The 13,963-nt window shown below is 47.4% G+C and carries 14 protein-coding genes; 7 read left to right on the forward strand and 7 right to left on the reverse strand.

Going from position 1 to position 13,963, the window contains the following annotated elements; translation table 11 throughout:
* Positions 1-30 precede the first annotated feature (30 nt).
* The 7 genes from mreC to FHS60_RS01265 all read right to left on the reverse strand — a co-directional run bounded on the left by mreC (position 31) and on the right by FHS60_RS01265 (position 5,343).
* Positions 31-915, reverse strand: coding sequence for a rod shape-determining protein MreC (mreC, locus tag FHS60_RS01235; protein WP_183693915.1), 885 nt, complete (start codon positions 913-915; stop codon positions 31-33).
* 152 nt (positions 916-1,067) lie between these two features.
* Positions 1,068-2,102 carry a rod shape-determining protein gene (locus FHS60_RS01240; RefSeq protein ID WP_009347389.1) on the reverse strand — a complete coding sequence of 345 codons (1,035 nt, stop codon included), beginning with the start codon at positions 2,100-2,102 and terminating at the stop codon, positions 1,068-1,070.
* Between the two features lie 20 nt (positions 2,103-2,122).
* Positions 2,123-2,716, reverse strand: coding sequence for a hypothetical protein (locus FHS60_RS01245; RefSeq protein WP_009347391.1), 594 nt, complete (start codon positions 2,714-2,716; stop codon positions 2,123-2,125).
* A 595-nt stretch (positions 2,717-3,311) separates the two neighbouring features.
* Positions 3,312-3,860 carry an RsmD family RNA methyltransferase gene (locus FHS60_RS01250; RefSeq protein WP_183693918.1) on the reverse strand — a complete coding sequence of 183 codons (549 nt, stop codon included), beginning with the start codon at positions 3,858-3,860 and terminating at the stop codon, positions 3,312-3,314.
* 3 nt (positions 3,861-3,863) lie between these two features.
* Positions 3,864-4,664, reverse strand: a complete 801-nt coding sequence (locus FHS60_RS01255) for a DUF3822 family protein (RefSeq protein WP_183693921.1) — start codon at positions 4,662-4,664, stop codon at positions 3,864-3,866.
* Positions 4,665-4,747: 83 nt separating this feature from the next.
* Positions 4,748-5,161 carry a VanZ family protein gene (locus FHS60_RS01260; RefSeq protein ID WP_183693924.1) on the reverse strand — a complete coding sequence of 138 codons (414 nt, stop codon included), beginning with the start codon at positions 5,159-5,161 and terminating at the stop codon, positions 4,748-4,750.
* A 5-nt stretch (positions 5,162-5,166) separates the two neighbouring features.
* The gene (locus FHS60_RS01265) at positions 5,167-5,343 is read right to left on the reverse strand and encodes a DUF4250 domain-containing protein (RefSeq protein ID WP_183693927.1); all 177 of its coding nucleotides are present in this window, start codon (positions 5,341-5,343) and stop codon (positions 5,167-5,169) included.
* 137 nt (positions 5,344-5,480) lie between these two features.
* Between FHS60_RS01265 and FHS60_RS01270 the strand changes: the two genes are divergently transcribed.
* The 7 genes from FHS60_RS01270 (at position 5,481) to FHS60_RS01300 (ending at position 13,775) form a co-directional block, all read left to right on the forward strand.
* Entirely contained in the window at positions 5,481-6,941 is a 1,461-nt protein-coding gene (locus tag FHS60_RS01270) for an ATP-dependent DNA helicase (RefSeq protein WP_183693930.1), read from the forward strand.
* Between the two features lie 70 nt (positions 6,942-7,011).
* Entirely contained in the window at positions 7,012-7,914 is a 903-nt protein-coding gene (locus tag FHS60_RS01275; RefSeq protein ID WP_183693934.1) for a hypothetical protein, read from the forward strand.
* Positions 7,915-8,035: 121 nt separating this feature from the next.
* Positions 8,036-9,457: a cardiolipin synthase gene (cls, locus tag FHS60_RS01280; protein ID WP_183693937.1), complete on the forward strand. Its 1,422-nt coding sequence runs from the start codon at positions 8,036-8,038 to the stop codon at positions 9,455-9,457.
* Between the two features lie 107 nt (positions 9,458-9,564).
* Positions 9,565-11,463 carry a C10 family peptidase gene (locus tag FHS60_RS01285; protein WP_183693941.1) on the forward strand — a complete coding sequence of 633 codons (1,899 nt, stop codon included), beginning with the start codon at positions 9,565-9,567 and terminating at the stop codon, positions 11,461-11,463.
* A gap of 2 nt (positions 11,464-11,465) precedes the next feature.
* Positions 11,466-11,873: a YwiB family protein gene (locus tag FHS60_RS01290; protein WP_183693944.1), complete on the forward strand. Its 408-nt coding sequence runs from the start codon at positions 11,466-11,468 to the stop codon at positions 11,871-11,873.
* A 117-nt stretch (positions 11,874-11,990) separates the two neighbouring features.
* Positions 11,991-13,220 carry an S-adenosylmethionine:tRNA ribosyltransferase-isomerase gene (locus FHS60_RS01295; protein WP_183693947.1) on the forward strand — a complete coding sequence of 410 codons (1,230 nt, stop codon included), beginning with the start codon at positions 11,991-11,993 and terminating at the stop codon, positions 13,218-13,220.
* Between the two features lie 57 nt (positions 13,221-13,277).
* Positions 13,278-13,775, forward strand: a complete 498-nt coding sequence (locus FHS60_RS01300; RefSeq protein WP_183693950.1) for an NUDIX hydrolase — start codon at positions 13,278-13,280, stop codon at positions 13,773-13,775.
* The last annotated feature ends 188 nt before the right edge of the window (positions 13,776-13,963 follow it).

The raw sequence follows: 13,963 nt of genomic DNA on the forward strand, positions 1-13,963 counted from the left end.
AGCGCCCAAGAAGCGTTTTCTCAGAAATGTTTATTGTATTCTTTCCAAGCCATTGAGAGCGTCGTGAGTATCTTGCTCGGCCGCGTGAGCTTTTAGGGTGTCTATTTCGGCTTGATACGGAGTCATGACTACGCAAACGTTGCGCAAGGTGGCAAAGTCGGTGCCCAGCGTGATATCTAAACGATAGCTCTGACCATCTGGTGAATTTCCAACGCTATTCACGCGGCCGATGAAAATTCCAGGTGGAAATACCGCGCTATAACCGCTGGTTTCAACAATAGAACCTTTCTTTATTTTGGCATAGCGAGGAATGTCGTTGACATAAGCATGGAGCAATTTTTCGCCGCTCCATTGTAAGTAACCAAAAAAGCCTAGGCCGCGAACGCGACAACTGATGCTTGACTTGCGATTAGTAACAGGGATGACAAGCGAATAGTGAGGGCCAGTGAGATAAACGATGCCGACAACGCCACCTCCTCCCACGACGCCCATTTCTGGGCGAACGCCATCACTACTTCCTTTGTCGATGACGATATAATTATTGGTCTTCTTGGTGGAGTTGGACACAACGACAGCGTCCAGTAGTTTGTAGTTCGCCAATGTCTGACGCACGTTTAGCTCCGTGGGCGTTGGCTGATGGGAGAGTTCCCCCAATCGAGCGCGCAGATAAGCATTTTCTTGAGTCAGCAAGGTGTTTTGGTGAGTCAAACGGCCATTCACATCGCCCAGATTGAGATAGGACATGGCTTCATAATACAGTTTGTTAACCGTTGCAGCTGTATTGTTGGCTGCAGTATACCAAACGCTGCCTTGATAGCTGTTGAAACGAAACAAGAGTATGAAACTCACCGCTTCCAGTAGGAGAAACAGGAAGAAGAAGTTGTATTTGCGAAGGAAGTCAAGAAAGGTCTTCAAAGGATCAAGCCTATTTATGATTCAAATTAAGTAGGGGGAGGACAAGTCTTATGCTCTCCGTCGGAAAAAGGGACAGACTTCTAATAAAGAACAATGAACAATTGCACAACACGACAATTGCTCATTGTTATTTATGGAGATGTCTGTGCGCATTAACGCATCAAGAACGTGTAATCATCAACATTTTGGAGGGCAATACCTGTGCCTTTAGCAACACAAAGGAGAGGATCGTCAGCAACATGGAACGGGATGTTGATTTTCTCCGTCAGTCGCTTGTCAAGTCCGCGAAGCAGCGCACCGCCACCTGTCAGCCAGATGCCGTTCTTTACGATGTCGGCGTACAACTCTGGTGGAGTGTTCTCCAAGGCGTTGATAACGGCCTGTTCGATACGAGCGATGCTCTTTTCGAGGCAGTGAGCGATCTCTTGATAGCAGACGGGCACTTCCATAGGCATTGCGGTGATGCGGTTCGGCCCGTAAACCACGTAGTCCTCAGGGGCGTTCTCCGTTAGGTCTGTCAGGGCTGCACCCACATTGATTTTGATGCGCTCTGCCATACGTTCACTGACGCGTACGTTGTGCTGGCGGCTCATATACTCTTGGATGTCGGCCGTGAAGTCGTCACCAGCCATCTTTATAGAGTTGTTGGAAACGATTCCACCCAAGGAAATCACGGCGATCTCCGTTGTACCGCCACCTATGTCCACAATCATGTTTCCCTCGGGGGCGTTTACATCGATGCCCACACCGATGGCGGCAGCCATAGGTTCGTAGATCAGATAGACATCTCGGCCGCCTGCGTGCTCAGCTGAGTCGCGCACAGCACGAAGTTCCACCTCGGTAGAACCGGAAGGAACACCAATGACCATCCTGAGGGAGGGAGAGAAGAGGCGGCGGCCCGAATGGACCATTTTGATAAGGCCACGGATCATTTGCTCGCAGGCATTGAAGTCGGCAATAACGCCGTCGCGCAGGGGGCGAATAACGTGGATCTTATTGTTAGTCTTCTCGTACATCAATTTAGCCTTCTGACCCACTGCCAGTAGTTTGTCTGAATGTTGGTCCAGAGCTACTACGGACGGCTCATTGACTGCTATCTGTTCATTTGCAATGATGATGGTGTTTGCAGTACCTAAGTCCATCGCTAGCTCCTGTGTGAAGGAGAAAAAATTGCTGAAGAAACTCATTGTCTATTTTCTGCTGTTATTTATTTCGTAAACCATTCGTGGATAGCCGTATCATAGTGGCTGGAAGTAGCAAAAGCCCGCTCGGCAAAATGCTTGCGCTGTTCAACATCTGTTTTAGCACCTTGCTTCTTGAGGATGTTGAGGAATTCAGCATACTCGTGTTTGCTAGGAATGATAACAACGTCGTTGAAGTTCTTAGCTGCAGCGCGAATCAGGCTGATGCCGCCGATGTCGATCTTTTCTATAATCTCCTCTGCACTACCTCCGTTCTTCACTGTCTCCTCGAAAGGATAGAGGTCAACAAGGACGAGGTCGATTTGCGGTATGGCATACTTCAGCATCTCGGCTTGATCTTCTGCCAAACCACGACGGCCCAGGATTCCACCAAACACTTTGGGGTGTAGCGTCTTGACGCGGCCGCCTAGGATGGAGGGATATGTGGTTAGTTCCTCTACTTTCTGGCAGGGAAACCCTAAATCTTCGATAAACTGCTGTGTGCCGCCGGTTGAGACTAGTTTGACACCTTTCTCATGAAGTGTTTTGAGGATTTCCTCAAGGCCGTCCTTGTGGAAAACTGAAATCAGGGCGGTTCTGATAGGTTTAGTGCTAGACATAAAAGATGTTTGAAACGTTTCGGAGTGCAAAGTTACGAGATTTTATCATACCAAAGCAACAGTCCTATTATATTATTTATTAAAATCTTAAGCATTGTAAAATAATCTCTTATTCTACGGCCTCGAGAATGGCTTGAAATCCAACTCAGAGCAAAGTTGTTCTCAGATGAGTCCGCCTCGTCCGCCCCGTCCAATAAGGATGTTTGAGAATACAATAAGGCTATCCGTGGACATCCTTATTGCGTCGGCTGGCACAATAAGGCTATCGGCTGACGCGATAAGGAAATTGACGGAAAAAAGCGGGCTGTTTTTGTTTAGAAATAGGAAAATGGGCATTTTCCTATCAAAATCCGCACTATCTGCATCAGTCTGCGTGGGCCGACGGCGTGCATTTTCTGACAGATACTGCGGATTTTTATATTGTTAACATCTATTTCACCCTAAGCCAATGTCAAAAAATGGGCGGGTTTGTTATAGGGCGGAATTCTTACTATTTGCAGGAATCTCTATCCTATCTTATGGGAGCATACTTATAGGAGAATGGTGATTTTCTCCTTTGTGTCAAGCTCTCCGATGCTCTTGCTGGGAGCAGCCCTTATTCCGCCGTTTCGGGCTTGCGGAAGAAGGAGAAATTAACGCTGCCGTAGGAACGATGCTCTAAGAACTCCGGCAGGTGGTTGAAGTCGTGGTTTTTGCCATGTTCGAGAATGAAGAGTCCGCCTGGCTTGAGACAATCGCTCTTCAAGATACGTTCTGGCAGCTCAGGCAACTCTGGCAGCGCGTAAGGCGGATCGGCAAAAACAAGTTCGAAGGGTTGCCGACAGCGTTCGATGAATTTGAGCGCATCGCCCTGCAAGGGATTGGCTGCTTCGTCGTTGAGTTCGCGCAGTACGGAACGGATAAACAAGTAGTGCTGGCGATCCTTCTCCACAGTGGTCACCTGCGGGCATCCGCGGGAGAGCAACTCAAGCGTGATACTCCCCGTGCCTCCGAAGAGGTCGAGCGCAGTGGTTTTCTCAAAGTCGAGGTACGACCGCAGTACGTTGAACACATTTTCCTTGGCAAAGTCGGTCGTTGGACGGGCTTTGAAAGTGCGCGGCACGTCGAAGCGGCGGCCTTTATATTTTCCAGTAATTACTCGCATGGCTTATTCCATCAAGAAAGTTATCATATCATAGGGCACACCAGGAGTAGTTGCCACAATGGAACGGTTGTATTCAGCCGTAGGATTAACGCCATAGACGTTTGCTGCAAACTGTCGGAAATATTCTACCGTCTTTTCGCGTTCAGCCTTATTACCCGTGATAAAGAAAGTGTCATGGCGCAGGTCTGCCCCCAGCTTTTGGGCCGCATTAAAAGTATAATAAGCCGCATCTGTAGTGTTGTGAATCTCGTAAGTATTGATGAGTTCAAGTCGGGTATGACTAAAAGCCGCAAAGTCCATCGTGTTGTTGTGTAGATAGCAGAAAAAGCGGCGGCCAGTACCATTGCTCAACCCTTTCTGGGAGAGATGGGCCAGCAGCGAGGTGAGCGCGGAGGTGTAGTGGACTTCTCCGAACACTTCCTCTATGGCGCGGCAAATTTCCTCCTTCATACCGTAGAGCAGAACAGCATTGGCACACGGCAAAGTATCGTAGAACACGCGGTGGGGACGCTCCTGCTGGAATACATATTTATATATGTTCGTGCAGTCCTCCTCTTGAAAGTCGGCCAGCGGTACGGGAGTGACGGGTCGGCAGCAGAGAATCTCAATGTGACTGGTTGGAGCCTGCAATAGTTCCTCGCGATCCATGGCTTCACGCAGGTTTTGCAGCAACGAGAACTCTTGGCGCAGTTGCCAGGAGGAGAAAGCAAAGAGCGGTTCGCGGCGCAGTTCGTAGCGCGCAAAGCAGAGGCGAGTGTCAGATACTCGAATGGTGAGCTTTGTGGGAAAGTGACTCGTTTCCATAGGATGTCAGAATGAATATGTTGCGCAAAAATGCAGGAGGTATAGGATTGTTCGTGAGGAAGTGGCGCGGGGGTCAAGGTGGCTTATGTCGATTGTTGCCCATCGCCTATATGCTCGTCGGAGCGACTTTCAAAGACAGGCTTTAGTAGGAAGTGGCCGAGCGGAATTGCCGCAAACGCACCAAGGCTATTGGCCAAGAGATCGGCCCAATCCCCGCTCCTGTAAGTTGTCTGCGATTGCAAAATTTCTATTGCCCCACTCATTAGGATAGGTGCTATAACCGCGAAGCAGGCGAGCCAGCGAAAATCTTCTCGCCCTGTGGCTTTGAGACGTTCCCACCAGATGGTGGAGCAAGTGCCAAAGTACATCGCGAAATGAACCAGCTTGTCGATGTTGGGAATACTGACACTCGGCATTCCATCGGCTGTGTCGAAGCATAGCACCCAGATGAGCACCACGCAGATAAGCGAGAACGGATATTGCCTAAGTATGCGCATCGGTATCACCAAAATTTATTATGTTCCGAGGAGTATTCGAAACCGGCTGTAGCCAGTTGTTTTTCGATACTTGTGCGCTCAACATCCTCTTTCTTGCAGAGTTCGTCGAGCGACTTATAGTTGTCGCGGAGTTTCATATTGATGACGCTGTATAGCATCATGGGATCTTTGGGTAGTTCCATATGTGTTGAGATGCAAATTAAAGAAGTCAGAACGTAAGCTGAAGAAAGCCATCGACAAACTAAGGTTGTTGATAGGTATGTACCTGCTACGTTGCTGGGCAGCAAAATTACAAATAATTTTCTACTTTTGTATCACAATGATATACGAAGAACTGGTTGAACAGATAGCGCAGGAATTTCATTTTCCTTTTACTTCCAAACAGCGCGAAGCCGCAGAGAAACTGGCACGTTTCCTCGTGCTGCCGCGCCCGCAGGCTGCATTTATCCTTCGGGGCTATGCGGGAACGGGCAAGACCTCACTTGTGGGCGCGCTGGTCAGAGTGATGCAGAAATTGGAGCGGCCTGTCCAGCTGCTTGCGCCTACGGGACGAGCGGCCAAGGTGTTTAGTGCCCACGCAGGTACTGCTGCCTATACGATTCATAAGACCATCTATCGGCAGCAAAGCTTTAACGGTGAGGGGACGCGCTTTTCGCTCGGCTTCAATAAGTTTCCCTACACGCTTTTTATAGTTGACGAGGCTTCCATGCTGAGCAATCAGGGCGGCATGGGGAGTATCTTCGGAACGGGCCTACTGCTCGATGACCTTCTCCAATATGTCTATGGTACTGAGGGTTGTAAACTGCTCTTTGTGGGCGATACGGCGCAGTTGCCGCCAGTGGGGGAGGACGAAAGCCCTGCGCTTCGTGCCGATGTGCTTCGCACCTATGGTTTGGATGTTGATGAGGCCGATTTGACAGAAGTTATGCGCCAGTCGAAAGGTTCTGATGTGCTGAGCGGTGCCACTCGTTTGCGCGAACATTTATCCGCGGGATTACTGGATATGCCCGTGATTCAAGGAAGTAGGCGCGGAGAGGTGCGCTTCCTGCCCGGAGATGAACTTATAGAGACACTTGTCGACGCGTACAGTGATTATGGAACGGGCGACACCATAGTAGTGACACGCTCCAATAAGCGGGCCAATGTCTACAATGGAGGAATCCGCGCGCGCATCTTTGATCGTGAAGACCAGCTGGCTCGTGGCGATTTGGTGATGGCTGTGAAAAACAATTATTTCTGGACCGAGCAATTACTAAAGACGCTCGGAAAGGACGAGCACTTACCTTTCGATTTCATTGCAAATGGAGATACGGCCGAAGTTGTTAGTATTCGCAACGTGCACGAGCAATATAGCTTTCATTTTGCTGATGCCACGCTTCGCTTTCCGGATTATAACGACTACGAGATGGACTGTCGCGTCCTGCTTGATACGCTGACCAGCGAGTCGCCTTCTCTGACGAACGAAGAGCAGGAACGTCTCTTTCAAAACGTACTGGCCGACTATGCTTTTCTCCCAACGAAGAAAGAACGCATGAAGCAGCTCCGCCAAGACCCTTATTATAATGCATTGCAGCTCAAATATGCTTACGCCGTAACTTGTCATAAGGCGCAGGGCGGGCAGTGGAGCCGCGTTTTTGTGGACCAAGGCTATCTGCCGCCCGATATGGATTCGACAGCGTATCTGCGGTGGCTTTACACTGCCTTTACGAGAACCACCGGCAGACTCTATCTTGTGAACTGGCCGGAGAATCAACGCGACGAACTTGAGGAGGATTTCTGAGCATACATCAGTTTTTTTCACCACTACAATAGGGTAAGGCTTTTCCTACTCTTTCTTCTTCCAAATAATTTTGAAGAAATCTATTAATAACATGATTCAAAGTATTAGATGTCACATTAAAAAGACGTATAAAATTATATTTATAGTATTATTTATTATAATTTTTTGTCTGCTGTTGGGTTACATAATACTTGACAGTGCTTTGGTGACCTCTACTTATGGTAGGGTTTATTTTTCCAATAGTAATAATGGCATTATAATTAAGAATGGGTTTATCTTTGATACAGGAGCAAATGGCTCTTGTTTTTCGAACACTAAAGATATAGAAATGTCTGTATTTTTATTTCCTATCTTTATTTCGGATACTTATGGATCCCAAAAAATAGTTCCTGCTTTTTTTGGAAAGAAATTAAGTATTAATGATAAAGTGTCATTTCATAATTTTATTTTTATATCTTCTCCTGAAGTTTTTTCTAATCATTCTTTTATGAATATAAAAGGAATTATAGGAATGAATATGATTTACAAGACAAATTTTTATATTTCTTTTGTAGATAATTATATAGAGTTTATGCCGAAAGACTCGATCATGAATTTTCCTATATCTGCAATTTGTTTGAATTTTGAAGATTCGATTACACCGACTTGTTCAATGAAGATAGGGAATGTTGTATTTGATAATATATTAATAGATACCGGATTTGATAGAGATTTGGCTTTAAAAGAATCCGACATTGATAACTATTTTAATTTGTTGAGTGATTATACAACGAATATAACCACTAACAATACATTATTTAATGTGAAAGAAATTAAAACAATATCTTTTAATAGATTAAGATTGAATTTACGAGAATATAAAGATGTTGTAATTATTTCAAGTAATAAAAGGCTCTTAGGCTTAAAGTTTTTTAAACGTTTTAATCATGTCTTTTGGAATAACAAGGATAGAAAAGTATATTTTTGGAATTAAATAACGAAGTTTCAGTAGGTGCGGTAGAAAAAGTGGGAGGTGAGGCGTGATATCTTAAATTTTCCCGTATTTTTGCGAAAGAAGGTAGCGAAGATACTTATCAGAGTAAGAAATAGAAAAAATGTGGACGGAAGTACTTCTATACATATTACTGATTGCATACGCCCTATTCATCATGAGTACGGCTATAGTCATCGTTTTGGAGAACCGCCAGCCGGCCAAAACTATTGCGTGGCTCATTGTGATATGGCTGTTGCCCATCATAGGCCTTATATTCTTCTATTTCTTCGGACAAAACGTTCGGCGTGAGCATCATTTCCGCCGACGTGCTTATGACTGCATCACGCAACGTATGTTGGAAGTTTGCGCCGAGCCTTCTACTCGTGAAATTCCGGCACATTTTCTTCCGCTCGCTGAAGGTATTGAACGGAATCATTATAGTATAATCACAGGCAATAATTCTGCTGTTCTGTTGCCTTCGGGACGCGAGTTTCTCCACGCTTTGTTGCGCGCCATTTATGCCGCAAAAAATCACATACATATAGAGACGTATATCATTGAAGACGATGCAATCGGCCAGCTTGTTGCAGATGCTCTGGCGGACAAGGCACGGGAAGGTGTGGAGGTCCGACTTCTCTACGATGATGTGGGATGTTGGCGTGTCCCTGAGACTTTTTTCCATCGGCTAGAAAAGGCTGGTGTTCGCTGTGCGGCTTTTGAACCCGTACGTTTCCCTTCTTTGACGCGAAAAGTCAATTATCGCAATCATCGCAAGGTTTGTGTTATCGATGGTCATACGGGTTTTATTGGCGGCATGAATCTCGCGCTTCGCTACGCCCCACTTCGCCGTGCCGACTGGTTAGATATGCAGCTGCAGCTCAAAGGTGAGAGTGTCGGAGTCCTACAACGCGTGTTTCTTTCCGATTGGTATTTTGTAACGGAAGAATTGAAAACGGAGCGGTGCTATTTCCCTCCATCCACAGAAATTTTTGGTCGACAGCTCACTCAAATAGTTTTCAGCACACCTTTTGCGCAGTATCCAGAGATTGCCTATTCGCTCTCATGGCTCATACAGAACGCTCGCAAATACATTTATATACAGTCGCCTTACTTTGTTCCGACGGAAGCTTTCTTGCAGGCGTTGCAGACGGCAGCCCTTGTGGGCGTTGACGTGCGTATTATGTTGCCCGAGAAACCTGATTCTCAATTTCTTCGCTGGGTCAACGAGAGTTTTTTCCAAGATGTACTGATTTCTGGCGTAAGGATATTCCTCTATAAAGGCGGTTTCCTGCACGCTAAAGTACTCGTTGCCGACGACGAAGTATGTTCTGTCGGATCGGCCAATATGGATTTCCGTAGTTTTGAGAACAATTTCGAGGCCAATGCTTACGTTTACAATCAGCAGACAGCAACTAATTTGCGAGATCTCTTTCTGACAGCGCAAGAGGATTGTGAAGAGGTTTGCTACGAGGATTGGAAACACCGGCCTTTATGGCGGCGTCTGCTCGAATCTCATGCCCGCGTTTTCTCACCTTTGATGTAAGTATCAACAGAAAAAACTTGCTGTCCGTTTTTATTATTCTAATGAAATATATCCCTTTCAAAATATCGCGGAGAAATACTGTTTTTCTCGGCTTCTCCCATTTTCGCATGCACTTATTATTGCGGTGCGTGTGCTTCTCTGTTTTACTTCTTTGTTTCGCTTTTGTAGCTTCCGCTCAGTCCGTAAGTGAAGATGAGGCTCGGGCACGTGTAGCTTCCTATTTCAAGCAGAGCGGCCAGCGCAAAGCAGCTGTCCATCCGCTCACCCTGCGCACTTCTCCAGCCTCTTATCTGTTTGTGGCGGGCAATAAGTTTGTTCTCGCGGCTGCTGATGATCGCCTTCCCGAAGTACTGGCTTACGGCACTTACAAGGCTCGCGTCATTCCACCCGCGCTTTCCACTCTTTTGCAGCAGTATGACCATCTCTTGCCCCTGCTGCCCATTGATGCGCACCATCGTTCTGTTCCTGCTTTCTCGGGACGTGTTGTCCTGCCTCTGCTTTCTTCCATTCGCTCGCAGGGACATCCCTATAATTCCGCTTGTCCTTTCTTTCTTAACGCCGATTCTGTTCTCAGTTCGGAGCGTTGCGTGGTGGGCTGTGTGGCTACGGCCTTAGAACAGATACTGACTTATTATCAGCGTGTCTATACCTTGCAAGATACGCTCAAAGGTTGGACAACGAAAAACTACCAGATACCCGACATTAACCCTGGAGCGACTGTCGATTCAAGGCTGATACTGTCGCACTACACTGGTGCGGAATCCGCTGCGTCCATAGATGCTGTTGCCCGTTTGAGCTATTATCTCGGCCAGGCTGTTCATATGAATTGGGGGCTGCGAGAAAGCGGTGCTAATACCTATCGCGCTCTCGAGCCGCTGCAGCGCGTTTTTGGTTTGAAGTATGTACACTATCTCGACAGTTATAAGTACGATCCCTCTGCTTGGGTAGCAGCTATCCGTAACGAAGTAGAATCCGGACGCCCAGTATATTGTGCTGGCAATGTTCAGCATCTTGGCGGACATGCCTTTGTGCTCGACGGCCAGGATAAGGCCGGAAACTTCCATGTTAATTGGGGCTATGGCGGCGATTATGACGGCTATTTCAATTTCGATATTCTTTATTTCCCAGAACCGCTCGGTCAGGAAACGGAAGTAGGAAAGGGAGAGGGTTTCTTTGCAAATAGAGAAGTGTTGTTCCTACATCCCGACAATCTTTCCGTGGAACTCCCCGACACGCTTCAGCGAACTGGGACAGAAATAGCTATCGACTCCGTGCACATCCTTGATGCTCCCACACGCGACATATATACGCGCATCCGTCTCTTTGTCAGAAACACTGCTACATACCCACTAACTACTCCTTTTGCCCTATTCACCAATCTCCCCTCTGATACCGATACGTTGCGACAAGCGGACTACGTCGGCATCACCTCTGCAACTTTGCAGCCGGGCGAGGCTAAGACTCTTCTGCTGCATGCGCGCTTTCGTCAGTTGGGCCAACGTATCCTCCGATTAACGCCCGACGACCGCCATATCTTCAGTCTTGACACGCTGACCGTAGTAGCAGGGAGCGGAGCACAATTGATCTTTTCCGAACCACAGTTGGCTTTTCCCTCCGACAGCGTAGTCCGCATAATGCTTTCCGTTGAGAACGCTGCGAATTCCTACCGTTCGGGTCAGTCTTTGGTCTATGAAATCATTCCTGGTCTTGATGTGTCGGTGCAGGGTACGCGTCATCCGAAATATATTTACCTAAATGGTGGCGAATCGATGCGAGATACCGTTCAGTTCACCGCGCTCGTTCCAGGCCAAACCTATACCTTGCTCGTGCGCAGCCCGTGGAAGGTAGTGCGCCAAGTTTCGTTCACGCTGCCTGCTACTACGGCCGTTCGTTCCGCCGAAGTTGTGGGGCGAGAGGTTTGGCATCGCCTTGACGGCCTCCGTGTTGCGCGTCCTTCAGAACCAGGAATTTATCTTCGTAATAGTAAGAAAATCATAGTACGATAAAGATGCAAACCGTTACCATTCATACCCGCCTGATTACAAATGTTGGCGGACAAACTGAAAAGATTCAAAATACATTCAAAGGCACTTGGGGTATTCGCGACAACCGTCATCTGCTCAGCTACAACGAGGCTGACAATGGCGGCTCTACTCATGTTCTCTTCGATATGGCGCAGGCTGAACTGCGGCGTATGGGACAGGTGCGCTCACGTATGACTTTTGCCGAACGCGAGCGTGTTGATTCTCGCTACATCACTCCCCATGGTGCGCTACCTATGCAGATCCATACGCATCGCTATCAGGCTGCCATGTCCGAGCTGGGCGGGCGTTTGGAAGTGAGCTATGCGCTCTTTTTGGCGGGAAGTCATGTGAGCGATAACAAGCTTCTCATCGAATGGGAAGTGCTCAACTAACTTCCTCTCCCTTGTCTCGCTTCCTATCTCCCTCAAGCACTTCCCCACGCGGGAGGTGCTTTTTGTTTGTACCATTTGAATTGATTACTTTTGCCGACTGAAAAAAACTTACAACTTATGCAAGATCCACGACATATACACATCAAAGACTTTTCCTACAACTTGCCCGACGAGCGCATTGCAAAACATCCGCTCGAGAAAAGAGATGAGGCCAAGTTGCTCCTTTATAATCAAGAAGGCATCAGAGAAGATGTTTTCCACAATCTGACAAATTATCTGCAGCCTGGACAACTCATAGTGTTCAATAATACGAAGGTGATCTATGCTCGTCTTCATTTCCGCAAGGCTACAGGTGCTCTCATCGAGGTCTTTTGTCTCGAACCGCACACGCCGTCCGACTATCAGGTGAACTTTTCCACTACACGCCGTGTCACTTGGACCTGTCTCATCGGTAATATGAAGAAATGGAAAGAAGGACGTTTGGAGCAGGAAATCAAGGTGGGGGATAAATTGCTCACGCTGACGGCCGAGCGCGGAGGAGTTTCCGGCACGGGCTTCGAAGTAACTTTCGATTGGAACGATGATACCGTCGCTTTCTCCGAGATTCTCGATGCGATAGGTGAATTGCCCATACCACCATATTTGAACCGCGACACGGAACAACGGGATTTGGAAGAATACCAAACGGTCTATTCTAAGATAAAAGGTTCAGTGGCAGCTCCCACTGCTGGCCTTCATTTCACCGACGAGTTGTTGTCACAATTAGATGCCCACGGCATAGAGCGCGATGAGATTACGCTCCACGTAGGTGCTGGCACGTTTAAGCCTGTTAAGAGCGAAGAAATCGAAGGGCATACGATGCACAGTGAGTGGATTGCTGTGGCGCGCACTTCGATTGAGAAACTGATAGCTCACGGTGGGCAATGTATCGCTGTAGGTACTACATCGGTGCGCACTCTTGAGAGCCTTTATTATATAGGCGTAATCTTGCAGCAGAATCCTAATGCTACCGAGGAAGAATTGCGTGTGCCGCAATGGATGCCTTATGAATATGCAGCGCAAACTGCTGAACCGCTCACCACTTTGCAGGCCTTGCAAAACATTCTCGACTATCTGGAGCGTAACAACCTGCCTACGCTTCACACCAGCACACAGATAATGATTGCTCCGAGTTATGAGTACCACGTTGTACGGACGATGATAACGAATTTCCACCAGCCGCAGTCCACTCTCCTCTTGCTTGTTTCTGCCTTTGTCAAAGGAGATTGGCGGCGCATCTATAACTATGCACTGGAGCACGACTTCCGTTTCCTTTCCTACGGCGACGGCTGTTTACTCAACTTCTGATGTGTTCTGCCTTCTTTGTCTTGCTGACGAAAGAAAGCGTACCCAACTGCTGAAAAAATGGAAGAAAATAAAAACGAGATATTTCCCATCGTTGATGAAGCGGGGCGTGTTGTTGGACAAGCCTCGCGTGGCCATTGCCACGATGGGTCTAAATTGCTCCACCCCGTGGTTCATCTCCATGTGTTTAATGCAAAAGGAGAACTGTTCCTGCAAAGGCGTCCCGACTGGAAGGACATACAGCCAGGGAGATGGGATACGGCGTGTGGCGGACACGTAGATTTTGGCGAGAGTATAGAGGATGCTTTGGTGCGGGAGGTTTGGGAGGAATTGGGCCTTCGTCCTGCGGATTATCAGCCTGAGTTTGTAACACGCTATGTCTTTGAATCCAGCAGAGAGCGCGAACTTGTGAATGTCTTTCGCACTACAACTGCTGTGCAGCCTCATCCTTCCGACGAATTAGACGGAGGGCGTTTCTTCTCTCCTGAAGAAATTCAACAGCGTTTAGGTTCTGATTTTTTCACTGAGCGAGATACTTTTCAAAAAGTATCTAATTGAAAATAAAGAAGTTACCTTGTTGCATAGACTGAATAGGTAACGATTTGGAAACGAGCGAACTGCTTTTAGTCGCGGGTTTCTGCATTAACAAAGAACGCTTGTTATTCTATTTGCAAAGATAATCATTTGCTTTGAATAACAAGCGTTTTTGATGAAGATTTCTCTCTTTTGCTTTGTCTTCGTTTTGG

The sequence above is a fragment of the Alloprevotella rava genome (genome assembly GCF_014195585.1).
GTDB lineage: Bacteria > Bacteroidota > Bacteroidia > Bacteroidales > Bacteroidaceae > Alloprevotella > Alloprevotella rava.

Bases quoted from the DNA above. Each gene is read 5' to 3' on its own strand.
- FHS60_RS01240 (WP_009347389.1), bottom strand. From the start codon at position 2,102: ATGAGTTTCTTCAGCAATTTTTTCTCCTTCACACAGGAGCTAGCGATG.
- FHS60_RS01245 (WP_009347391.1), bottom strand. From the start codon at position 2,716: ATGTCTAGCACTAAACCTATCAGAACCGCCCTGATTTCAGTTTTCCAC.
- FHS60_RS01250 (WP_183693918.1), bottom strand. From the start codon at position 3,860: ATGCGAGTAATTACTGGAAAATATAAAGGCCGCCGCTTCGACGTGCCG.
- FHS60_RS01255 (WP_183693921.1), bottom strand. From the start codon at position 4,664: ATGGAAACGAGTCACTTTCCCACAAAGCTCACCATTCGAGTATCTGAC.
- FHS60_RS01260 (WP_183693924.1), bottom strand. From the start codon at position 5,161: ATGCGCATACTTAGGCAATATCCGTTCTCGCTTATCTGCGTGGTGCTC.
- FHS60_RS01265 (WP_183693927.1), bottom strand. From the start codon at position 5,343: ATGGAACTACCCAAAGATCCCATGATGCTATACAGCGTCATCAATATG.
- FHS60_RS01270 (WP_183693930.1), top strand. From the start codon at position 5,481: ATGATATACGAAGAACTGGTTGAACAGATAGCGCAGGAATTTCATTTT.
- cls (WP_183693937.1), top strand. From the start codon at position 8,036: ATGTGGACGGAAGTACTTCTATACATATTACTGATTGCATACGCCCTA.
- FHS60_RS01285 (WP_183693941.1), top strand. From the start codon at position 9,565: ATGCACTTATTATTGCGGTGCGTGTGCTTCTCTGTTTTACTTCTTTGT.
- FHS60_RS01290 (WP_183693944.1), top strand. From the start codon at position 11,466: ATGCAAACCGTTACCATTCATACCCGCCTGATTACAAATGTTGGCGGA.
- FHS60_RS01295 (WP_183693947.1), top strand. From the start codon at position 11,991: ATGCAAGATCCACGACATATACACATCAAAGACTTTTCCTACAACTTG.
- FHS60_RS01300 (WP_183693950.1), top strand. From the start codon at position 13,278: ATGGAAGAAAATAAAAACGAGATATTTCCCATCGTTGATGAAGCGGGG.